Raw genomic sequence first — 21,071 nt, 5'->3', positions numbered from 1 at the left:
CCGCGGCCATGACCGCCGCCGCTTCCCCCCTGTTGCAGGACCGCGCCCGCAGGATGCGGATGGCCGCCACCGGCATGCTGGTGGTAATGGCCGCCGTCTTCCTCGTCTCCGGCCGGTTCGAAGGCGCGCACTGGGCATGGGGATATGTCCATGCCTTTGCCGAGGCCGGCCTTGTCGGCGGGCTGGCGGACTGGTTCGCGGTCACCGCGCTGTTCCGCCGCCCGCTCGGCCTGCCGATCCCGCACACGGCGATCATCCCGGAGAACAAGGACCGCATTGCCGACACGATGGCGGTCTTCCTGCGCGAGAATTTCCTCATCCCGCAGGTCGTGGCGCGGCGCATGAAGAACATGAACCTCGCCGGGGCGGCGGGGAATTTCCTGTCCGAACCGGGGCGGGAAGGGCCGTCGCGCATCCGTGCCGGCGCAACCGAGCTGTTCGCCGAACTGCTCGAATCGCTCGATCCCGAACGGCTCGGCACGCAGGTCCGCTCCGGCCTCGCCAGCCAGCTCGAAAGGATCGAAGTCGCGCCGCTGTTCGGGCGGATGATGGAAGTCGCCATGGCGGACCGCAAACACCTGCCGCTGGTCGACAGCACGATCCGCTGGGCCGGGCTGGTGCTGGAAGACAACGAGACGATGGTCCGCGACATGATCCACGACCGGGCGAATGCGCTGCTGCGCTTCACCGGGCTGGACGAGCGGCTGGCCAATTCCGTGCTCGACGGGCTCTACAAGCTGCTGGCCGAAGTGCTGGTCGATCCCAACCATCCGCTGCGCGACAAGCTGGAAGAGGGGCTGGAAACCCTCGCCCGCGATCTGCAGCATGACGAGGATTTCCGCGCCCGCGTGGAGAAGCTGAAGAACGAGCTGATCGCCAACCCGGCGGTGGCCGAATGGTGGCAGCGCGTATGGGAGCGGATCCGCCAGAGCCTGATCAAGCGGGCGCGCGATCCGCAAAGCTCGCTCGGCGCTCAATTCGCCGACAGCCTTGACGATCTCGGCAACGCCCTGCGCGAGGACGAGCGCCTGCAGTGGCAAATCAACCGTTTCGCCCGACGCACGGCCGTAGGCGTCGCCACCCGACACGGCGACCAAATCGTGCAGCTGGTATCCGAAACCGTGCGCCGCTGGGACGCGCGCACGCTGACCGACCGGCTGGAAGGCGCAGTCGGGCGCGACCTCCAGTTCATCCGCATAAACGGCACGCTGGTGGGCGGCCTCGTGGGCCTGACGCTGCACGGGCTGATGCAACTGTGGTGACCGCGCCGTTCCTCGTCACCGAGCGGCTGGAGCTGTGGCTGCCCGAGGCCGGTGACTGGCGCGAAATTCACGAAATCATCTCGCATCCGGAAACCGCGCGCTACCTCGGCCCGCCGAGCGACCCTGCACGCACTTTCGAACGTTTCCAGAAGAACGGCGGGAGCTGGCTGCTCCACGGTTACGGCATGGTGCTGGTGCGCGAACCGGGCGAGCGGCGAATCATCGGCCAGGCCGGCATCTTCCACACCTTCCGCGACATCGGCGAGGATTTCGACGACGGCCCGGAAGCCGGCTGGATCATGCGGCCCGAAGCGGGTGGGAAAGGCCTCGCTTCGGAAGCGATGCGCGCGATCTACGCATGGTTCGACGCCGGGTTCGGCCGCCGCAGCGTGTGCATGATCACTCGCGGCAATGCGGCGTCGGTAAAGCTCGCCGAAACGCTAGGTTTCACTCTCTTGCGGTCCATCGAAAAGGACGGCGAAACGCTCGACCTGTTCGAGCGCCCCGCAGCCCGCGCCGACACCCTATAGCTTGCTGGTCTGCTTTTCGATCATCTTGGAGCTGATCGTCAGCTTGTCCATGTAGGCGAGCAGCACGCCGCTGCCGACGAAGGCCATGTGGATCGTAACGAGCCAGAACAGCTGGTCCTGCTTGGCGCCGTTCACGATGCCGGGTTCCAGCGCCATGAAATTCTTCAGCAGGTTGATCCCGGAAATGGCCACGATGGAGGCGACCAGCTTCAGCTTGAGGCCGGAGAAATCGACCTTGCCCATCCAGTCGGGCCGGTCTTCGTGGTCGGCGACATCCATCTTGGAGACGAAGTTCTCGTAACCCGCGAACAGCACCATCAGCAACAAGTTGCCCGTCAGCGTGATGTCGATCAGCGAGAGCACGGCGAGCACCGCATCGGCCTCGCTCATGATCAGCGTATGCGTGACGATGTGCCAGCTTTCCTGCGCGAACTTGACGAGCAGCATGCCGAGCGCGCCGATCATCAGCAGGTAGAACGGCGCCATCAGCCAGCGGCTGGCGAACAGCGTCTTTTCGAGCAGGTCCTCCGCCCGCTCCAGCACCTGCGGCCGCGACCGCTTTACCTCGGTAGCACCCTCTACATCGATCTTTTCGTGACGCATCGTTGCGAAACCCCCGTAACCCTGTCGGGGAGGGGTTAGCGCGGTATGGTTAACGAGCGGTAATCGAAGGCTAGCGGTTGCCGTCGCGCAACGTGAGAGTCGTTTCGTAGGTGCTGTCGAACGGCCGCCCTTCAAAATCGAGAGCAGGCAACATTTTTGTCCCCGCAAATAGGGCGCAAATGCGATCGCCCGCATCCGCGGCGCGGCCCGTTCCGTCGTGACGGCATTCGCCAACAGACCCATCTGCCGATACGGGCATGGTCAAGCTTACCACAACCGGATCCTGGCCTCGGCGTACCGTCCGCGCAGCAATAGGGAGCATTGCCATTGCGACCTGCCGGGAAAAGGCGGGCTGCGCCCTCCTGCCGGGTTGCAAATCAGCGTCGCGTTCCGAGAAGCGCGTGTTGCAATCGGCCAGCGTTTCGGTCGCCGCAGCCATATTTCTTAAGGGGAGGTAGAATCCGTCGAAATTGTCACCGGAGACAAATACCCAATCCAGACCGTCAAAGTCCGCGTGCGTGAGCATCCCATCGCTGGCCGCATTTCGCGATGCGAGGCTCCCCGCACTCGGCCTGACGCCCCACGTCACAATTTGACGTGAAAACCCGGACGCAATCTCCAGCAGATATTCCTTCTCGACTGCCTGCCCGTCGGCACCGAAGCGAAGCGCGACCCTTCCGTATTCAGGGAGATGCCGGAAACGAAACCCGGCGATTGTCATGCGAGCATATTCGGATGGCCCCTGCTGCTCGAATCGCAGACGAATAGTTTCGCTGCCGGCTTCGAAAACCTGCTCGATAGAACAAGCCTGCGCCTTCGCCTGCACGGTCCAATCCGAGGCTGCTGTGAAATTTGCTGCATTCCCTGCGCTCGGCTCGCCTTCAAGGGGGATGTCTTGGGTCGCGGCGTCCTGGGCGAACGCCGCCCCGACAACCGCGATAAGGTAAAGCAGCCTGTTCCGCCGTCCGCTCACGGCAACTGGAACCGGACGAGCGTGGTATAATAGGACCTGATCGGCGTTCCCGTGCGGTCGAGTGCGGGCAGGAATTCGGCTTTCTCCCGCACTGCGCGGCACACTTCGGCGCCGAAGTCCTTCGGGATCGTCTCTGCCTGTACGATGCAATCCTCGATGCTCCCGTCGGCGGCGACGATGGTGCGGAAGCGCACGGTGGACTCGTAGCCGCGCCGCATCGGGTTCACCGGATAATCGATGTTCCGCCCGATATCGCCCGGGTTGGAAAGCTCGACGCGGCGCGTCAGCAACTGGTGTGCCTCGAGGTCGAAGCCCCAGCTGTCGACCAGTTCGCGCGTGCAGCGGTTGAGCAGGCCAACGGCATCCTTCAGATACTCCATCGGCAGCACGATCTTCTCGCTGCCCCGCCACCGGATCGAGAGGCTCTCCACCCCGTCGACCTCTTCGACATCGTAGGCGGGGAATGCCAGCGGCCGGTTGCGCGCCTCGGCAAGGGCGGCCTCGGCCTCTTCCTCCGTCATCATCGTGACGGGCCCGGTCGGCAGCGAGGTAAACATGAAGCCGGGCACGTTGTCGCCCACCGTCACCACATCGTAGGACCGTTCGAACTCTTCATAAACGGGGCTGAACTGCAGCCGCACCTTCTCGTCGGTACGGATCCGGCGGAATGGCTCCCCGACCAAGAGTGCGGAGATGGAGGAGCCGGGCTGGAACTGGGTGAGGTAGAAAGTGACCACCTCGTCGCCTTCGGCAAAGGCGCGCACCAGGCGGCAGTATTCCGGCGCGCGGGCGACCTGCCAGGCCGAGGCCGGCACGAATTCCCGGTCCCGCGCGGAGGCGGGCGCAGGAAATGCCGTCGCAGCGAGCGCGATGGACATGGCAAGGACAATGGAACGCATAGAAAAACCCCCGGTGCCCGCAGTAATGACGGGTCCGGGGGTCAATCGTCAAGCCGTTGTAGTTTAGAGCTTTTCGGTCAGTTCCGGCACCGCCTTGTAGAGATCGGCGACGAGGCCGATGTCGGCGACCTGGAAGATCGGTGCGTCTTCATCCTTGTTGATGGCGATGATGGTCTTGGAATCCTTCATCCCGGCCAGGTGCTGGATCGCGCCGGAAATGCCGATGGCGATGTAGACTTCAGGCGCCACGATCTTGCCGGTCTGGCCGACCTGGTAATCGTTGGGCACGTAGCCTGCATCCACCGCGGCGCGCGATGCGCCGATGCCCGCACCGAGCTTGTCGGCGAGCGGGGTGATGATCTGCTCGAACGTTTCAGCATCCTTCAGCGCGCGGCCGCCGGACACGATGACCTTGGCGCTGGTAAGTTCCGGGCGCTCGCTCTCGGCGATTTCCGCGCTGACGAAGCTCGACAGGCCGGCATCGCCGGTGGTCTCGACCGCCGATACGCTGCCCGATCCGCCTTCCGCAGCCGCCTTGTCGAAGGCCGTGCCGCGCACGGTGATGACGAGCTTCGGGTCGCTCGATTCCACCGTGGCGATGGCGTTGCCGGCATAAATCGGCCGGGTGAAGGTCTTGTCGCCTTCGACCGACAGGATGTCCGACACCTGCATCACGTCGAGCAGGGCGGCGACACGCGGGGCGATGTTCTTGCCGGTGGTGGTGGCGGGCGCGAGGAAGGCGTCGAAGCCGTCCATCAGCTTCGCCACCAGCGGCGCGACATTTTCTGCCAGCGCGTGCTCGTAGGCGGCATCGTCGGCCAGGTGGACTGTGCCCACGCCCGCGATCTTCGCGGCCTGGTCGGCCACGGCGCTGCAGCCCGATCCGGCGACGAGGAGATCGACATCGCCCAGTTTCGATGCGGCGGTGACGGTCGCCAGCGTGGCGTCCTTCATTTCGCTGTTGTCGTGTTCGACCCAAACGAGAGTTTTCATGTGTCTGTCCTTTCGTTCCGGGCCGCTTACGCGATACCCATGGCCTTCATCTTGGCGACCAGCGCATCGACGTCTTCGACCTTCTCGCCGGCCTGCCGCACGGGCGGCTCGGACACGTTGGTCGTGGTCAGGCGCGGCGCGATGTCGACGCCGAAATCCGCCGGGGTTTTCGTGTCGAGCGGCTTCTTCTTCGCCTTCATGATGTTCGGCAGCGAAGCATAGCGCGGCTCGTTGAGGCGTAGGTCGGTGGTGACGATCGCGGGAAGCGAAAGCTTCACGGTTTCCAGGCCGCCATCGATCTCGCGCTTCACGGTGACATGGTCGCCATCGACCTCGACCGTGTTGGCGAACGTGCCCTGCGGCCGGTCCATCAGCGCGGCGAGCATCTGGCCGGTCTGGTTGCTGTCGTCGGAAATCGACTGCTTGCCCAGCATCACGAGGCCGGGCTGTTCGTCTTCGGCGATGGCTTTCAGGATCTTGGCAACGGCGAGGGGTTCGACCTCGTCATCGGTTTCGACCAGGATCGCGCGGTCTGCGCCCATGGCAAGCGCGGTGCGCAGCGTTTCCTGTGCCTTGGCCGGGCCGATCGACACGGCGACGATTTCGTCCGCCTTGCCGGCCTCTTTCAGGCGGATGGCTTCCTCGACGGCGATTTCGTCGAACGGGTTCATGCTCATCTTGACGTTGGCGAGGTCGACACCGGACCCGTCGGCCTTGACCCGCGGCTTCACGTTGTAATCGATCACCCGCTTGACGGGGACGAGGATTTTCATGGGTGAAATCCCTTCTTTTCTGCGGTTGTGCGACCGTTTTAGCCGCTCGTTTAACGAATGATGCTGGAGGCTTTGCGTTCCGGATCGGCCAAGGTCAAGGGCGGCTCCCGCACACCCGCTTTACCGTAACGTCAACCGCGCACGGTCAAGGGGCCGGGGCTGGCCGGCGAATCGCACACGGGGGATGGAAGCGCCCCGCAGGGCGCACGCATCACGCGGCCTGCTTGACCTCGGCCACGATCTTTCGCGCCGCATCGCCGAGGTCGTCCGCCGCGACGATCGGCAGGCCCGAATTGTTCAGGATTTCCTTGCCCTTGTCGACGTTGGTGCCTTCGAGGCGGACCACCAGCGGCACGTCGAGTTCGACTTCCTTCGCTGCCACCACGATGCCTTCCGCGATCGTGTCGCAACGCATGATGCCGCCGAAGATGTTGACGAGGATGCCCTCGACCGCCGGGTCCTTGAGGATGATCTTGAACGCCGCCGTCACCTTCTCGGTCGTCGCGCCGCCGCCCACGTCGAGGAAGTTGGCGGGGAACGCGCCATTGAGCTTGATGATGTCCATCGTCGCCATGGCGAGGCCGGCGCCGTTGACCATGCAGCCGATGTTGCCGTCCAGCTTGATGTAGGCGAGATCGTATTCGCTTGCCTCGACTTCGGCCGGGTCTTCCTCGGTCTCGTCGCGCATCGCCTCGATATCCTTGTGGCGATAGAGCGCGTTGCCGTCGAAGCTCATCTTGGTGTCGAGCACCAGCAGCTGGCCGTCTTTGGTTTCGACCAGCGGGTTGATCTCCAGCATCTCGCAATCGAGGTCCATGAACGCTGTGTAGAGCTGCTTCGCCAGCTTCTGGCAGGCCTTGTTGAGATCGCCTTCCAGCTTCAGCGCGAAGGCCACGGCGCGGCCGTGATGCGGCATGAAGCCCTGCGCCGGGTCGATAGTGACGGTGGTGATCTTCTCGGGCGTTTCGTGCGCCACGTCTTCGATATCCATGCCGCCTTCGGTGGAGGCGACCATGGCCACTTGGCCGTTCGCCCGATCGACCAGCATGGCAAGGTAGTATTCGCTTTCGATGTCGACGCCGTCGGTAACGTAAAGGCGATTCACCTGCTTGCCTTCGTCGCCGGTTTGGATGGTGACCAGCGTGTTGCCGAGCATGTCCTTCGCGTCGGCCTCGACATCCTCGATGCTCTTGGCCAGGCGCACGCCGCCCTTGGCATCGGCGCCGAGTTCCTTGAATTTGCCCTTGCCGCGCCCGCCAGCGTGGATCTGCGCCTTCACGACATACAGCGGCCCGGGCAGCTTCTTCGCGCCTTCGACGGCTTCCTCAACCGAGGTGGCGGCGTGGCCGGCGGGAATGCCGATGCCGTATTTCGCGAGCAGTTCCTTGGCCTGGTATTCGTGGATGTTCATGGCGGGCTGGCCTTCCGGTTTGGATCGTGAAAGTGCGGCGCAGGGGGTGCGCTGCTGGTTTGCGGTGCGCTTAAGCATGTAGCGTGCGTGCTTGCAATGCGTTCCGGCGCGCGCCATCTGCCGCAGGGCAGGTCCCATGATCGACAGCATGCGTTTCGAACAGATCGTCCGCGAAGCCGGGCAGATCGCCAAGCGGCAATGGCCCGGTGACGGCCATCGCGTCGAATCGTGGGAAAAATCACCCGGCAGCCCCGTCTGCGCCGCCGATATCGAGGTCGACAGCTTCCTGCGCCGCGAGCTCGCCGCGCTGCTTCCGGCCGCAGGCTGGCTGTCGGAAGAGACGGCGGACAAGCCCGCGCGGTTGGCCAAGGGCCTGTGCTGGGTGGTCGACCCGATCGACGGCACGCGCGATTACCTGCGCGGGCGGCCCGGCTGGGCGGTCTCGGTCGCGCTGGTGAGCGGCGGACGCCCGCTGATCGGCACGCTCGTCGCCCCGGCGCGGGACGAAGTGTGGAGCGCGACGGCGGGCAAGGGCGCGTGGCGCAACGGCGAGCGGCTGCGCGCCAGCAAGCGTACGAAGTTCGAAGGTGCGCGCATCCCGGCAGACAGCCTGCCGGCAGAGGACAGGATGCTGACCACTGTCGTCAAGCCCAATTCCATCGCCTTGCGCGTGGCGATGGTGGCAGCGGATGAGGCGGACATCCTCGCCACGCTGCGCTGGGGCTACGAGTGGGACATCGCCGCCGCGACGCTGATCGCGCGGGAAGCGGGCGCCGCGGTGAGCGACGCGTTCGGGAAGACGCTGGCCTACAACAAGCGCGATCCGCGCAGCTTCGGCCTGCTGGTCAGCGCACCCGGCATCCATGCCGCTGCGGCCGAGCACCTGGCGGACCGGGCCGGGCGCTACTCCCAGCCCACCTGATAGAAGGCGACGCAAACGAAAAGGGGCCGGCCCGCGGGCCAGCCCCTCTCGATTTGGACCGAGCGTATTACTGGCTGCGCGCGGCGGCCACGTCGTCCTGGCTGATCGGGACGATCTTGATTTCCACGCGGCGGTTGAGCGGTTCCGACACGTTGTCGGCCGTCTTCACGCGCAGGTAATCGTACTGCTCGCCATAACCGGCGGTCGCCATGCGGTTACGGGCGACGCCGCGCGCGGCAAGGTAGCTCGCCACGGCTTCGGCGCGCTGCACCGACAGGTTCTGGTTGAGGCTGGTCGAGCCGGTGGTGTCGGTGAAGCCGTACACGTCGATCAGGCTGTTCGGATAGCGGACCAGCACGTCGGCCACGTCGTCGAGCGTCGCCTGGAAAGCCGGGCTGATGCTGGCCGAACCGGTGGCGAAGGTCACGCCGTCGGGAAGGCGGACGAGGATGGCTTCCTGATCGCCCAGTTCTTCGACGTCCACGCCGGTGCCCTGCGCGATCTCGTCCAGTTCCTTGATCTGGTCGTCGAACTGCTTGCCGACCACGGCGCCCGCGGTGCCGCCGATGCCGGCGCCGATGATGCGGGCTGCGGTGCTGCCGCCGATCAGGTCGCCCAGCAGGTAGCCGAGCGTACCGCCGAGCACGCCGCCGGCGGCGGTGCGCGACCAGGTCTGCTTGCCGGTGTTCGGGTCGGTGACGCAGGCGGACAGCGAAACGAGCGACAGCGCGGCGACCGATACGGTCAGGGTTTTCTTGATTGTCATTATTTGTATCCCTCTAATCCTCGGGGCCGTGAAATTGGCCCGTAGCAACCCCGAAACTCGCGGAAACGGGGCCGGTTCCGGCAATTCAGGCAGCGCGAGGCTTTCGCGGGGCTGAATTTTCCGGCAGAGCGGACGGCGTGACACCCTTTCCCTGGCCCGACCTCTTCATCATTGCCGGACTGATTCTCCTCAACGGGGTTTTCGCCATGTCCGAGCTTGCCATCGTGTCCGCGCGTACCGCGCGGCTCTCCATGGCGGCGGACAAGGGCAGCAAGGCGGCGCAGACCGCGCTCGCGCTGGCGGCGGATCCGGGCAAGTTCCTCTCCACCGTCCAGATCGGGATCACGCTGATCGGCATCATCGCGGGCGCCTATTCCGGCGCGAGCCTGGGCGGTCCGGTGGGCGAGCGGCTGGCCGGCCTCGGCATCGATGCCGATTTCGCGGACGACCTCGGCTTCGCGCTGGTCATTGCGGTGACAACCTACGCCAGCCTCGTCATCGGCGAACTCGTGCCCAAACAGCTCGCGCTTCGTTCGGCGGAAACCATCGCACTGGCCATGGCGCGCCCGATGTGGCTGCTCGCCCGGGTCGCCGCGCCGTTCGTGTGGCTGCTCGACAAGTCGTCCTCGATCATCGTCCACCTCCTCGGCATCCGGAAGAAGAGCGAACACGGTCTTTCGGCGCAGGAATTGCAGATGATCTTTGCCGAAGCAACGCGCACCGGCGTGATCGAGGAGGAAAGCGAGGCGTTGCTGGCCGGCGTGCTGAAGCTGCATGATCGCCCGGTGCGCGAACTGATGACGCCGCGGACCGAGCTCGACTGGCTCGACCGCGATGCCAGCGTGAAGGAAATTCGCAAGGCAATCGCCGCCAGCAACCATTCACTGCTGCCGGTCGCCGCCGGATCGAGCGACGAGGTGCTCGGCGTGGTCAAGGTGCGCGAAGTGCTCGCCCTGTTGCTGGCAGATCAGGACGTCGATCTCGCCTCGCTGATGCGCAAGCCTTCGATCATTCCCGACCAGCTCGACGCGCTCGACGCGCTGCGCACGCTGCAGGACGCCGAAGTGCCGATGATGATGGTGCACGACGAATACGGCCATCTCGAAGGCATAGTCACGCCGGCCGACCTGCTCACCGCCATCGTCGGCGATTTCGCCAGTGTGCAGGACGAGGGCGAGGGACCGATGATGGTGGAACGGCAGGACGGCAGCTGGCTCGTTTCCGGCGCATGCCCGGCCGACCGGCTGGCCGACCAGCTCTCGCTCGAACTCGCCGACGACCGCGAATTTTCCACCGCCGCCGGATTTGCGCTGTGGGTGCTGAAGAAGCTGCCCAAGGAAGGCGAGCTTTTCGTCGACCAGGGTTGGCAGTTCGAAGTGGTCGACATGGACGGCCGCCGGATCGACAAGCTACTCGTCACCCGCCGCGACGAGGGCGGCTGAACGCCGCCAATCATCCGGATCATCGCAGGGGAGCCCGATGCCCATTCTCGAAATCGACCACGTGACCAAGCGCTTCGACGGAGTGACCGCCGTCGACGACCTCAGCTTCGCGGTCGAGCCGGGCGAAATCTACGGCTTCCTCGGCGGGAACGGGGCGGGCAAGACGACCACGCTGCGCATGGTGCTCGACATCATCCGCCCGACCAGCGGCCGCATCGCGGTGTTCGGCGAAGCGCCGGGGCGCCGCCATACGCACGAGATCGGCTTCCTGCCCGAAGAGCGCGGCCTGTATGGCACCATGAGCGCGATCGACACGATCGTTTATTTCGGGCGGCTTAAAGGCATGGAGCGCGCCGATGCCAAGGCGCACGGGCTCGAGCTGCTCGACCGCTTCGGGCTGGCCGACCGGGCCAAGTCGCAGATTTCCGATATGTCGAAAGGCATGGCGCAGAAAGTCCAGCTGGCGACATCGCTGGTGAACCGGCCGCAGCTGTTGATCCTCGACGAGCCGTTCTCCGGCCTCGACCCGGTCAACCAGGGCTTGCTGGAGGACGAAATTCTGCGCTCCGCCGGGACGGGCGCGGCCGTGGTCTTCTCGACCCATGTCATGCAGCACGCCGAACGCCTGTGCGACCGGCTCCTCTTGCTCGGAAAGGGGACCAAGCGCTTCGAAGGTACGCTGGAAGAGGCGCGCGGGACGATGCCGTCGCGTATCTCCGCTGTCGCCCGCCAGTCGCTCGGCCACATCGCCGGCGTCGCGTCCTCGCACGAGGCGCAGGCCGAAGGCGACGGCTGGACGCGCTACGATCTCGAGCTTGAACAGGGGGTCGCCGCCCCCGACGTGCTGGAGCGGATGTCCGGCGCGGATGTAGCCTTGCGCGGGTTCGAAGTGCACCGCCCCTCTCTTCACGAGGTGTTCGTGCACCTGGTGGGTAGCGATCCCGAAACGCCCGCAGCGGAGATGGCCGCATGACCAACATCCTGCTCGTCGCCAAGCGCGAATTCCGCCAGATCGCCACGATGCGCAGCTTCTGGCTGACGTTGCTGCTGATCCCCGTCGCCCTGCTGCTCGGCCCTGTCATCGGCCGGGCGCTGGACGACGATGAAGCGTCGCGCGTGATGTTCGTCGACCGGTCCGGCGGTGCGGCGGCGGCTGCGGTGGAGGAGCGGTTCGGGCGCGATTACGACCGGCAGGTGCTGCGCTCGCTTGCCCGGCATGCGCAACGCTTCGATTTGCAGGATGCAGCGCCGGATGCCCCGTGGGCCAGCGCCGACCGCTGGTACACCGATGCCGACGTAGCCGCCTTCCGCGATGCGGGTGGGGTGGAAGGCGCGATTGCCGCCCTCGACCGCGTGAAGGCGGAAGACACGCCGTCTTACGACCCGCCCGAACGCGACTTCGCCTTCGTCGATCCCCCGGCGGCCCTGACCGGCGCGAGCCGGGAGGACTTCCAGCGCGAAGTCGATGCGCTGCTGGGCGCGGAAGACGATAGCCAAGGCGCCGACATCGTCGTCCTGCTGGGCGAGGACTACGCGCAGAACCCGCAGGTGCGCTTGTGGTCGAACGAGCGCCCGCGCACCGATTTCGTCACCACGTTGCAGGACGAACTGACCACCGACCTTCGCAATCGCCTGCTCGCGCAGCAGGGCGTGTCCGCCGATACCGCTGGCCTGATCCAGCAGGCCGCACCGGCCATCGCCGTGACCACGCCGAAGCCCGGTGGCGGCGCGCGCGAGGCGGTGCTGGTCCGCTCGATCATCCCGCTCGGCCTTTCCTATGTCCTCCTGATGAGCCTGCTGCTCTCCGGCAGCTGGATGCTGCAGAGCAGCGTGGAGGAACGCTCCAACAAGCTGATCGAATCGGTCCTCGCCTGCGTCCGAGCGGACGAGCTGATGTATGGCAAACTGATCGGCACGGTCGCCATCGGCCTGTCGATGGTGGCGGTGTGGGTCGCCTGTGCCGCCGTGGCCGTGTTCTTCACGCAAGGGGCCATCGCCGACATGATCCGGCCAGCGCTGGCCCCGCTGACCTCGCCCTCCGTCGTGCTGGCGATGATCTATTTCTTCGTCGTCGGCTACATCATGATCTCGATCATCCTGCTCGCCATCGGGGCGATGTGCGACACGATGAGCGAGGCGCAGGGCTTCTTCATGCCGGTGATGCTCGCGCTGATGCTGCCCGTCTTCTACCTGCTGCAGGCGACGGTGATGGGCGGCGGCGGCTTCGTCGAGCGGCTGCTGACGTGGATCCCGCTGTGGACGCCCTTCGCGGTGCTGGCGCGGCTGGGCACCGGGATACCGATGTGGGAAATGGCGGCCGTCGGCCTGCTGCTGGCCGCCTTCACCGCGTTGGAGTTCATCCTTCTCGGCCGCCTGTTCCGCGCCAGCCTGCTGGCCCAGGGGCAGAAGCCGACGCTGAAAGTGCTGATGGACCGCCTGCGCCCGACGCGGGATTGATCCCGCGGGCGCTCAGCGCAAAGCCTGTTCCGGAGCCGATTGCAGAGGCGCTCAGGCGCCCGGGATGATCGCCTGCGCTTCGGCGCCGGCACCGGCGGGTGCGGCGATGATATCGCGGGTGACGGCGCCCTTGGCGACCGTGTTCGTTTCCTCGTCGCCCACGGCGCTGCGGATACCCGGCATCGCACGGCCTGCTTCGTTCAGGGCGCCGGTTTCCGCGTCGCTGCGCGGGGCGGGGCCGCCGAACAGGGCCTCGAGCGCCTGCTGCGAGGCGGTGCCTTCCGCCGGGCGCGGGGCGCCGGGTGCGGGCGGTTCGAGATTGAAGTCGGGCGGGACCACCAGCGGCGCCTGGCGCTGCACGGCGAATTCGTCCGGCCGGTCGCGGCCCAGCACGTCGGTGCTGCCGCATGCGGCCAGCGCGGTGCTGCCGGCGGCGATCAGGGCGAGGGCGAGGGTACGGTTGGTCATGTCGTCTCCTTGGGGGAGGCATCATTGGCCTCCGCCGCGTCGTCGTCCGGCTTCTCGCCCATGAACAGGCTGGTGGCAAGCAGGATGACGACGCCGATGGTGATGGCCGCATCGGCCAGGTTAAAAATCAGGAAGGGGCGGAACGTGCCGATGTGGAAGTCGGCGTAGTCGAGCACGTAGCCCCAGCGGAAGCGGTCGACGATATTGCCGAGCGCGCCGCCGAGGACGAGCGCAAGCGGCAGGATGTCGATGAAGCGGCGCTGGAAGAACATGTAGACGGCAACGGCGACGGCGATGGCTGCGGTCACGGCGACGAGACCCCAGCGCATTTCCGGCGAATCCGCCTGCAGCATGCCCATCGACACGCCGTAATTGTGGACCCGGGTGAAATCGAAGAAGGGGATCAGCTCCAGCTGGTCGCCGATGCGCTTGAGGCCGAGCGGGCCGTCGACCAGCCATTTCAGCCACTGGTCGACCACGAAGATCACCGCCGCGATGGCGAACCCGATCATCCGGTTGCGCGTGACGAGACCGCTCATGCCACCACCTCCGCGCAGCGATCGCACAGTGCGCCGTCTTCCGAAACCTCGGGCAACAGGCGCCAGCAACGGCCGCACTTGTGGTCGGTGGAGCGGGTGACAGTCACTTCGTCGCTATCGTGGCGGGTGACTGACGCGGTGATGAACAGCTCTGCCAGCTGCGCATCGGCGAAGCCTTCCGGCACGGCGGACGCGGGCACGGCGACATCGGCTTCGAGGCCGGAACGGATGGTCTTTTCCCGCCGCAAGGGCTCGATGGCTTCCATGACCTGCTCACGCAGGTCGCGGAGGGCGGTCCAGCGCGCGCCGTCGATGTCGGTTGCCGGCACTTCCGGCCATTCCAGCAGGTGAACGCTGCTCGCATCGGGGAAGCGGGTGCCCCAGACTTCCTCTGCCGTGAAGACCAGCACCGGTGCGGCGTAGCGGACAAGCGCGTGGAACAGCGTGTCGAGCGCGGTGCGGTAGGCGCGCCGTTCTAGGCTGCCGGGGGCATCGCAATAGAGCCGGTCCTTGCGGATATCGAAGAAAAAGGCGCTCAGGTCCTCGTTGCAGAAATCGACCAGCGTGCGGACGTAGAGGTTGAAGTCGAACTCGTCCGTCGCGCGGCGCAGCGCTTCGTCCACGTCGCCCAGCAGGCCGAGCACGTACCGCTCCAGCTCCGGCATTTCGGCCACGTCCACCCGCTCGCTTTCCTCGAAGCCGTCGAGCGCGCCGAGGAGGTAGCGGAACGTGTTGCGCAGGCGACGGTACTGGTCGCCGACGCCTTTCAGGATCTCGTCGCCGATGCGGTGGTCTTCGGTGTAATCGACGCTGAGCGCCCACAGGCGGATGATGTCCGCGCCGTATTGCTCCATGACCTTGAGCGGATCGACCGTGTTGCCGAGGCTCTTGGACATTTTCATGCCCTTGGGGTCCATGGTGAAGCCGTGGGTCAGCAACGCGTCGTAAGGCGCGCGGCCGCGGGTGCCGCAGCTTTCGAGCAGGGAGGACTGGAACCAGCCGCGATGCTGGTCGCTGCCTTCGAGGTAGAGATCGGCGGGACTGCGCAGTTCGGGCCACTCGTCCGATTCCAGCACGAAGGCATGGGTGGAGCCGCTGTCGAACCAGACGTCGAGGATGTCGCCGACCATCTCGTAATCTTGCGCGTCGCGGTCAGGGCCGAGAAATTCGGCCGCGCGGCCTTCTTCCCAGGCATCGACGGTACCGGATGCAATGGCATCCTGGATCCGGGCGTTGACCTCCGCATCGACCAGCAGCTCGCCGCTTTCGCGGTGGACGAACAGCGCGATCGGCACGCCCCATGCGCGCTGGCGGCTGATAAGCCAGTCTGGGCGGCTCTCGACCATGCTGGAGAGGCGCCGACGGCCCTTTTCCGGCACGAAGCGCGTGTCGGCGATGGCCTGCATCGCGGTGCCGCGCAGCGTCTTGCCGCCGAGGTGTTCCTTCGCCTCGTCGATGGCGATGAACCATTGCGGCGTGCAGCGGTAGATGACCTTGGCCTTGGATCGCCACGAATGCGGGTAGGAATGCGCGTAATCGGCCGACGCGCTCAGCAAGGCGCCCACTTCGCGAAGGTCGGAGCAGATCGGACCGTCGGGCGCGTTGAACGGCTTGTTGATGACGCTGCGGCGACGCTCGTCGCCATTCTCGTTAAGGTCATTGGCTCCCAGCCACAGCCAGTCGTCGCGATAACGCCCGTCGGACATGACCGCGAAGACCGGGTCGATCCCGTTGGCGCGGCATAGCTCGAAATCGTCCTCGCCATGGTCGGGGGCCATGTGGACGATGCCGGTGCCGCTGTCGGTGGTGACGAAATCGCCCGCCAGCATGGGGCGCGGCTTCGCATAGAACCCGCCGAGATGGTGCATCGGGTGACGAACGATGGTTTCGGCGAGGTCGGAGCCTTTGATAGCTAAATCCGACTCCATGTAATCAATATCCACGCCCTCCAAACCGTCGACCGACCAATCGTAAGCCGAAATCCGTTCAGCCAAGCGCTTATTGAGCGCGGGAAGTAGGCCCTTCGCAACAAGGATTCGGTCAGGGAGTTCCGCGAGGCCGGTGGCGACTAAACCATTCGCCAGCTTTGCATCCATGTCGTCGAAGTAGGCAGCTACGCCGTCCGAAGGTCCCTCGACTGCTGCTTCGCCAGCATTTTGGCTCAAATCAAACTGGTTTTCGCTACCTGAAAACCCAATCTGGCTTCGAACAGCGAGTACATAGTCAACATCAGGCCCATAGGCCAAAGCCTGGTTCACCGGAATCGTCCACGGCGTCGTCGTCCAGATTACCGCATGCGCGCCGACCAGTTCCGGGATCGGCGATTCCACGATCTCGAAAGCCACGTCGATCTGCGGGCTGTCGGTCAGGTCCTGGTATTCGACCTCGGCATCGGCCAGCGCGGTTTCTTCCACCGGGCTCCACATCACCGGTTTCGCGCCGCGATAGAGCTGGCCGGTTTCGGCGAACTTGTGCAGCTCGCGCACGATCTGCGCTTCGGCCTCGGGCCGCATGGTGAGGTAGGGCTTGTCCCAGCGCCCGCCGATGCCCAGCCGCTTCAGCTGTTCGCGCTGCACATCCACCCAGTGCTGCGCATATTCGCGGCATTCGGCGCGGAATTCCTTGGCCGGAACGTCCTTCTTGCTCCGCTTCTTCTTGCGGTAGAGTTCCTCCACCTTCCATTCGATCGGCAGGCCGTGGCAATCCCAGCCGGGAACGTACGGCGCATTCTTGCCGGCCAGGCTCTGCGTGCGCACCACCATGTCCTTCAGCACGTGGTTCAGCGCGTGGCCGATGTGCATGTCGCCATTGGCGTAAGGCGGGCCGTCGTGGAGGATGAACTTTTCGCGACCCTGCCGCGCATCGCGCAGCTTTTCGTACAGCCCCTCTTCTTTCCAGCGCGCCAGGATGCCCGGCTCCTTCTGCGGCAGGCCGGCCTTCATGGGAAAATCGGTCTTCGGCAGGAAGACGGTTTCCCTGTAGTCTTTTTGGGTGCTGTCGTCGCTCATGATGCGCCGCGCGTTAGGGCAAACGGGGCTGCGGATAAAGCCGTTAGTAGTGGGCGAGGAGCCGCCGCGCCTCGTCGCAATCGCGCGCCATTTGCGCAGTGAGCGCATCCAGCCCGTCGAACTTCGCTTCAGGGCGGATGAAATGGTGTAGCGCGACCTCGATCTCGCGGCCGTAGAGGTCCTCGTCGAAATCGAAGAAGAATGGCTCCAGCAATTCCTTGGGCGGATCGAATTGCGGCCGGATGCCGAGGTTCGCCGCGCCTTTCAACAGCCGGTCCCCCGGCTCCCCGACGATCGAGGCGGTGACGGCGTAGATGCCGTATCTCGGGCGCAGGTAATGGTCGAGCGGGAGGTTGGCGGTGGGATAGCCGATGGTGCGGCCCACCTTGTCGCCGTGCTGCACGATGCCGCGAATGGCCAAGGGGCGGGTCATCAGCCGCGCGGCTTCCTGCGGGTCGCCCGCCTTCAGCGCCTCGCGGATTCGGCTGGAGGAGACGATTTCCTCGCCTGCATTCACCGCCTCGACCACGCGGGCCTCGATGCCGGGATGCGCGGCCAGCGTGGCGACCGATCCCGCCGCGCCCTTGCCGAAGGTGAAGTCCGCGCCCGTTACCACGCCGTGCGCGCCGAAGCGTTCCACCAGCAGCGCGACGAAATCGTCGGGCGATGTCGCGGCCAGCTCGGCCCCGAAATTGAACACCAGCATCGCATCCGCGCCTGCCGCGCCGAACAGCTCCTGCCGCTGGTCCAGCGTCGTGAGGCGGAAGGGCGGCGTGTCGGGGCGGAAGTGCCGCACCGGGTGCGGATCGAACGTGGCGACGATGGCCGGACGGCCTTCAGCCTTTGCCCACGCAATCGCCTCGCCCGCTACGGCTTGGTGCCCGCGATGGAACCCGTCGAAATTGCCGAGCGCGACGATGCCGCCGCGCAAGTCTTCGGGGGCAGGCTCGGTATGCTCCAGCCGCGTCGCGCTCAAGAGCTGCGCTCCAGCGTGATGAAGCTGTAGGCGGGCGTCTTGTCGGTGGCCGGGTGGTCTTCGCGCATGGTCAGCGTGAAGTCGTCGCCGGGGAAAGGCATCTGTGCGTCGCCGCCGTAATGCTCGTGCACCTCGGTGATCTCGACCCGGTCGGCCAGAGGCAGGAACAGCGCGAAGATTTCCGCCCCGCCGATGATGGAGGCGCGCGGGCCGTGCACCGCGGCGAGCGCTTCTTCCACCGAATGCACCACGTCGGCCTCTTCCGCTTCCCAGTCGGTGTCGCGGGTCAGCACGATGTGGCGGCGACCGGGCAAGATGCCGGGCAGGCTGTCGAAGGTCTTGCGCCCCATGATCATCGGCGCGCCCATGGTCAGCGCCTTGAAGCGGCGCAAGTCGGCGGGGATGTGCCACGGCATCGCGTTGTCGTGGCCGATGGTCCCGTCAGCCGCGCGGGCGACGATGCAGGTCAGCTTCGGCCCTGTCCTGCCGCCGGCGCGCATCACCCTTCCAGCCGGGTCACGTGGCCCATCTTGCGCCCTTCGGCGGCGCGGTTCTTGCCGTAGAGGTGCAGGTGCGCGGCGGGTTCGGCGCGGATGGCGTCGATGCGCCTGATATCGTCGCCGATGAGGTTTTCCATCGTCACCCTAAGCGCGCGCAGCGATGTGTCGCCCAGCGGCATGCCGGCAACCGCGCGGATATGGTTTTCGAACTGGCTGGTGACCGCGCCCTCTATCGTCCAGTGGCCCGAATTGTGCACGCGGGGCGCCATTTCGTTGAAGATCGGTCCGGCGCCGGTGGCAAAGAATTCGCACGTCAGCACGCCGACGTAATTGAGCGCGTCGGCGGCTTCGGATGCCAGCTTGCGGGCCTGCTCGATCTGGCCGGACAGGTCGGCGGGGGCAGGCACGGTGGAGGTGCGCAAGATGCCGCCCTGGTGGACGTTGAGGGGCGAATCCCAGAATTTCGTCTCGCCATCCCGCCCGCGCACCAAGATGACGGAGAATTCGGCGCTGAACTCGATGAATTCCTCGTAGATCAGCTGCTGTTCGGGCAGGCGCAGCCCGTCGGCGTCGCGGGCGGAGTTGAGGCGCCACTGGCCCTTGCCATCATACCCCTCGCGCCGCGTCTTCAGGATGCCGGGCGCGCCCAGCCGGTCGAGCGCGCTTTCGAGGTCGAAGGGCGAATCGACCCGCGCGAAGGCCGCCGTCTTGCCGCCCAGGTCGCGGATGAAGTTCTTCTCGTGGAACCGGTCCTGCGCCTTTTCCAGCGCGATCTTCGCCGGCGCGAGCATGGCTGCCGGGATTGCCTCGACCGCGGCAAGCGGCACGTTCTCGAACTCCCACGTCACGGCGTCGCACGACTTGGCGAAGGCCGCGAGCGCGGCGGTATCGTCCCAGCGGTTGGTGAAGAAATCGGCCGAGACTTCGGCGGCCACGTTGTCGCCTTCGGGCGCATAGCCGATGCAGCGATAGCCGAGCTGCGCGGCGGCGACCGCCATCATCCGGCCGAGCTGGCCGCCGCCCAGGATGCCGATCGTGGCGCCGGGTTTCAGCATCGGTTTTCGGGCCTTTCGCTCACGGCGTTGCTGCGCGCCTGGCGCCAGTCCTTCAGCCGCTGCGACAGGCCTTCGTCCTGCAAGGCGACGATGGATGCAGCCAGCAGGCCGGCATTGGTCGCCCCCGCTTCGCCGATGGCGAGCGTCCCGGTGGGGACGCCGGCGGGCATCTGGACGATGGAGAGCAGGCTATCCATCCCGGACAAGGCTTTCGACTGCACCGGCACGCCCAGCACCGGCAAGTGCGTCATGGCGGCGATCATGCCCGGCAAATGTGCCGCGCCGCCTGCCCCGGCGATGATGACGGCGATCCCATCGGCCTCGGCCCCCTTGGCGAATTCGACCATCCGGTCCGGCGTGCGATGGGCCGAAACGATCCGCGCCTCGTGCTCGACGCCCAGTTCTTCCAGCACCTTCGCGGCGCATTCCATGGTCGGCCAGTCCGACTGGCTGCCCATCACGATGGCGACCTTGCTGTTCACGTGCGTCCCCCTTCGGCCCTCTCAGCTATCCTTGAGGTAATAGCGTTCGCCGGGCTGCATTCCTGCGTCGAAATCGTAAACGATCGGCTGACCGGTCGGAATTTCCAGCCCGGTGATGTCGTCGTCCGAAATATCGGACAGGTGCTTCACCAGCGCGCGCAGCGAATTGCCGTGAGCAGAGATGATCACCGTCTCGCCGCTTTCCAGCACCGGGAGGATATGGTCCTGCCAATAGGGCAGCACGCGTTCGATGGTCAGCTTCAGGCTTTCCGTACGCGGCACCTCAATCCCGGCGTAACGCGGGTCGCCCGACAAATCGAACTCGCTGCCCGCCTCCATTTCCGGCGGCGGCACGTCGAAGCTGCGGCGCCAGATATGGACCTGCTCGTCGCCGTGCCTGTCGCGGGTTTCCTGCTTGTTTAGCCCCGTCAGCCCGCCATAGTGCCGCTCGTTCAGGTGCCAGTCGCGCGTCACGGGAATCCACAGCCGGTCGCATTCTTCCAGCGCCAGGTTCAGCGTCTTGATCGCGCGCGTCTGCAGCGATGTGAAAGCGCAGGTCGGCAGCACGCCCTTTTCCGCGAGCAGGCGCCCGGCGGCCTTCGCCTCTTCCACGCCCTTGTCGGTCAGGTCGACATCCCACCAGCCGGTGAAACGGTTGGCGAGGTTCCATTCGCTCTGGCCATGGCGGACGAGGATCAGTTTGGGCATGTTCGCTCCGTAATTCGGGCCGCGGGGGAGAGAGCGCCGGACCTAGCTTTCCGAATCGCCTTTGGGAAGCGTCTTGGCCGCGGCGGTTTGCGGCTGGCCATCCGGCGCATCCTTCAGGGCGCGCGCCTGCGCCTTGCGGCGGTGCAGGTTCTCGCGCAGCTTGGCGGCAAGCCGCTCTTCGCGGCTAAGCTGGTCGTCGGATTTGTTCATCGACACGGGCTGTGCCGCGTCATACGGCGCTTGACAAGAACCGCCCCCGTCGCCAATGCGCGCCCCGCTCTCTTCGCACAGGCGAACGGGGCCG

Annotated in this window: 22 protein-coding genes; 6 read left to right on the top strand and 16 right to left on the bottom strand. The window is 65.8% G+C overall.

Annotated features, from left to right (window positions below):
- Window positions 1–8 precede the first annotated feature (8 nt).
- On the top strand, window positions 9–1,262 hold the full coding sequence (locus VCJ71_RS09340) for a DUF445 domain-containing protein (protein ID WP_324640692.1): 1,254 nt from the start codon (window positions 9–11) through the stop codon (window positions 1,260–1,262).
- Complete coding sequence (locus tag VCJ71_RS09335) at window positions 1,259–1,792, top strand: GNAT family N-acetyltransferase (protein WP_324640691.1); 534 nt, start codon at window positions 1,259–1,261, stop codon at window positions 1,790–1,792. The genes VCJ71_RS09340 and VCJ71_RS09335 overlap by 4 nt, the downstream gene beginning before the upstream one ends.
- Here VCJ71_RS09335 and VCJ71_RS09330 read toward each other — a convergent pair.
- The 6 genes from VCJ71_RS09330 to sucC all read right to left on the bottom strand — a co-directional run bounded on the left by VCJ71_RS09330 (window position 1,787) and on the right by sucC (window position 7,444).
- Window positions 1,787–2,395: a TIGR00645 family protein gene (locus VCJ71_RS09330; protein WP_324640690.1), complete on the bottom strand. Its 609-nt coding sequence runs from the start codon at window positions 2,393–2,395 to the stop codon at window positions 1,787–1,789. The genes VCJ71_RS09335 and VCJ71_RS09330 overlap by 6 nt on opposite strands.
- A 70-nt stretch (window positions 2,396–2,465) precedes the next feature.
- Entirely contained in the window at window positions 2,466–3,368 is a 903-nt protein-coding gene (locus VCJ71_RS09325; protein WP_324640689.1) for a hypothetical protein, read from the bottom strand.
- Window positions 3,365–4,267, bottom strand: a complete 903-nt coding sequence (locus VCJ71_RS09320; RefSeq protein WP_324640688.1) for an energy transducer TonB — start codon at window positions 4,265–4,267, stop codon at window positions 3,365–3,367. Before VCJ71_RS09320 ends, VCJ71_RS09325 begins: the two co-directional genes overlap by 4 nt.
- 63 nt (window positions 4,268–4,330) lie before the next feature.
- Window positions 4,331–5,260, bottom strand: coding sequence for an electron transfer flavoprotein subunit alpha/FixB family protein (locus tag VCJ71_RS09315; protein ID WP_324640687.1), 930 nt, complete (start codon window positions 5,258–5,260; stop codon window positions 4,331–4,333).
- A 26-nt stretch (window positions 5,261–5,286) separates the two neighbouring features.
- On the bottom strand, window positions 5,287–6,033 hold the full coding sequence (locus VCJ71_RS09310) for an electron transfer flavoprotein subunit beta/FixA family protein (protein WP_324640686.1): 747 nt from the start codon (window positions 6,031–6,033) through the stop codon (window positions 5,287–5,289).
- Window positions 6,034–6,244: 211 nt separating this feature from the next.
- Entirely contained in the window at window positions 6,245–7,444 is a 1,200-nt protein-coding gene (sucC, locus tag VCJ71_RS09305; protein ID WP_324640685.1) for an ADP-forming succinate--CoA ligase subunit beta, read from the bottom strand.
- 136 nt (window positions 7,445–7,580) lie between these two features.
- On the opposite strand from sucC, the gene VCJ71_RS09300 reads away from it, so the two are divergent.
- The gene (locus VCJ71_RS09300) at window positions 7,581–8,366 is read left to right on the top strand and encodes a 3'(2'),5'-bisphosphate nucleotidase CysQ (RefSeq protein WP_324640684.1); all 786 of its coding nucleotides are present in this window, start codon (window positions 7,581–7,583) and stop codon (window positions 8,364–8,366) included.
- Between the two features lie 67 nt (window positions 8,367–8,433).
- Here the strand turns inward: VCJ71_RS09300 and VCJ71_RS09295 are convergent, their stop codons facing one another.
- Window positions 8,434–9,132 (bottom strand): YiaD family glycine zipper/OmpA-like lipoprotein, encoded by a 699-nt coding sequence (locus tag VCJ71_RS09295; RefSeq protein ID WP_324640683.1) that lies wholly within the window; start codon window positions 9,130–9,132, stop codon window positions 8,434–8,436.
- Between the two features lie 137 nt (window positions 9,133–9,269).
- Between VCJ71_RS09295 and VCJ71_RS09290 the strand changes: the two genes are divergently transcribed.
- The 3 genes from VCJ71_RS09290 to VCJ71_RS09280 are packed head-to-tail and all read left to right on the top strand — an operon-like array spanning window position 9,270 to window position 13,031.
- Window positions 9,270–10,574 carry a hemolysin family protein gene (locus tag VCJ71_RS09290; RefSeq protein WP_324640682.1) on the top strand — a complete coding sequence of 435 codons (1,305 nt, stop codon included), beginning with the start codon at window positions 9,270–9,272 and terminating at the stop codon, window positions 10,572–10,574.
- A 37-nt stretch (window positions 10,575–10,611) separates the two neighbouring features.
- Window positions 10,612–11,547 (top strand): ABC transporter ATP-binding protein, encoded by a 936-nt coding sequence (locus tag VCJ71_RS09285; RefSeq protein WP_324640681.1) that lies wholly within the window; start codon window positions 10,612–10,614, stop codon window positions 11,545–11,547.
- Complete coding sequence (locus tag VCJ71_RS09280; RefSeq protein WP_324640680.1) at window positions 11,544–13,031, top strand: ABC transporter permease; 1,488 nt, start codon at window positions 11,544–11,546, stop codon at window positions 13,029–13,031. Before VCJ71_RS09285 ends, VCJ71_RS09280 begins: the two co-directional genes overlap by 4 nt.
- A 51-nt stretch (window positions 13,032–13,082) precedes the next feature.
- On the opposite strand, the gene VCJ71_RS09275 is transcribed toward VCJ71_RS09280, so the two are convergent.
- The 9 genes from VCJ71_RS09275 to VCJ71_RS09235 are packed head-to-tail and all read right to left on the bottom strand — an operon-like array spanning window position 13,083 to window position 20,977.
- Window positions 13,083–13,499: a DUF3035 domain-containing protein gene (locus VCJ71_RS09275; protein WP_324640679.1), complete on the bottom strand. Its 417-nt coding sequence runs from the start codon at window positions 13,497–13,499 to the stop codon at window positions 13,083–13,085.
- The gene (gene lspA, locus VCJ71_RS09270) at window positions 13,496–14,038 is read right to left on the bottom strand and encodes a signal peptidase II (protein ID WP_324640678.1); all 543 of its coding nucleotides are present in this window, start codon (window positions 14,036–14,038) and stop codon (window positions 13,496–13,498) included. Before lspA ends, VCJ71_RS09275 begins: the two co-directional genes overlap by 4 nt.
- Complete coding sequence (locus VCJ71_RS09265) at window positions 14,035–17,046, bottom strand: isoleucine--tRNA ligase (RefSeq protein WP_324640677.1); 3,012 nt, start codon at window positions 17,044–17,046, stop codon at window positions 14,035–14,037. Before VCJ71_RS09265 ends, lspA begins: the two co-directional genes overlap by 4 nt.
- Window positions 17,047–17,089: 43 nt before the next feature.
- On the bottom strand, window positions 17,090–18,022 hold the full coding sequence (locus VCJ71_RS09260; RefSeq protein ID WP_324640676.1) for a bifunctional riboflavin kinase/FAD synthetase: 933 nt from the start codon (window positions 18,020–18,022) through the stop codon (window positions 17,090–17,092).
- Window positions 18,019–18,522 (bottom strand): dihydrofolate reductase, encoded by a 504-nt coding sequence (locus VCJ71_RS09255; protein WP_324640675.1) that lies wholly within the window; start codon window positions 18,520–18,522, stop codon window positions 18,019–18,021. Before VCJ71_RS09255 ends, VCJ71_RS09260 begins: the two co-directional genes overlap by 4 nt.
- Window positions 18,522–19,577: a 5-(carboxyamino)imidazole ribonucleotide synthase gene (locus VCJ71_RS09250; protein ID WP_324640674.1), complete on the bottom strand. Its 1,056-nt coding sequence runs from the start codon at window positions 19,575–19,577 to the stop codon at window positions 18,522–18,524. The genes VCJ71_RS09255 and VCJ71_RS09250 overlap by 1 nt, the downstream gene beginning before the upstream one ends.
- The gene (gene purE, locus VCJ71_RS09245; protein WP_324640673.1) at window positions 19,571–20,059 is read right to left on the bottom strand and encodes a 5-(carboxyamino)imidazole ribonucleotide mutase; all 489 of its coding nucleotides are present in this window, start codon (window positions 20,057–20,059) and stop codon (window positions 19,571–19,573) included. The genes VCJ71_RS09250 and purE overlap by 7 nt, the downstream gene beginning before the upstream one ends.
- A gap of 21 nt (window positions 20,060–20,080) precedes the next feature.
- A complete protein-coding gene (gpmA, locus tag VCJ71_RS09240; RefSeq protein WP_324640672.1) occupies window positions 20,081–20,767 on the bottom strand; it encodes a 2,3-diphosphoglycerate-dependent phosphoglycerate mutase in 687 nt (228 codons plus the stop codon).
- 42 nt (window positions 20,768–20,809) lie between these two features.
- Entirely contained in the window at window positions 20,810–20,977 is a 168-nt protein-coding gene (locus tag VCJ71_RS09235) for a hypothetical protein (protein ID WP_324640671.1), read from the bottom strand.
- Between the last annotated feature and the right edge of the window lie 94 nt (window positions 20,978–21,071).

The sequence above is a fragment of the Pseudoblastomonas aquimaris genome (assembly GCF_035481675.1).
Classification (GTDB): domain Bacteria; phylum Pseudomonadota; class Alphaproteobacteria; order Sphingomonadales; family Sphingomonadaceae; genus Alteriqipengyuania_B.
Note: the sequence above shows the minus strand (reverse complement) of the source record. Positions and strands in the feature narration are given on the sequence as shown.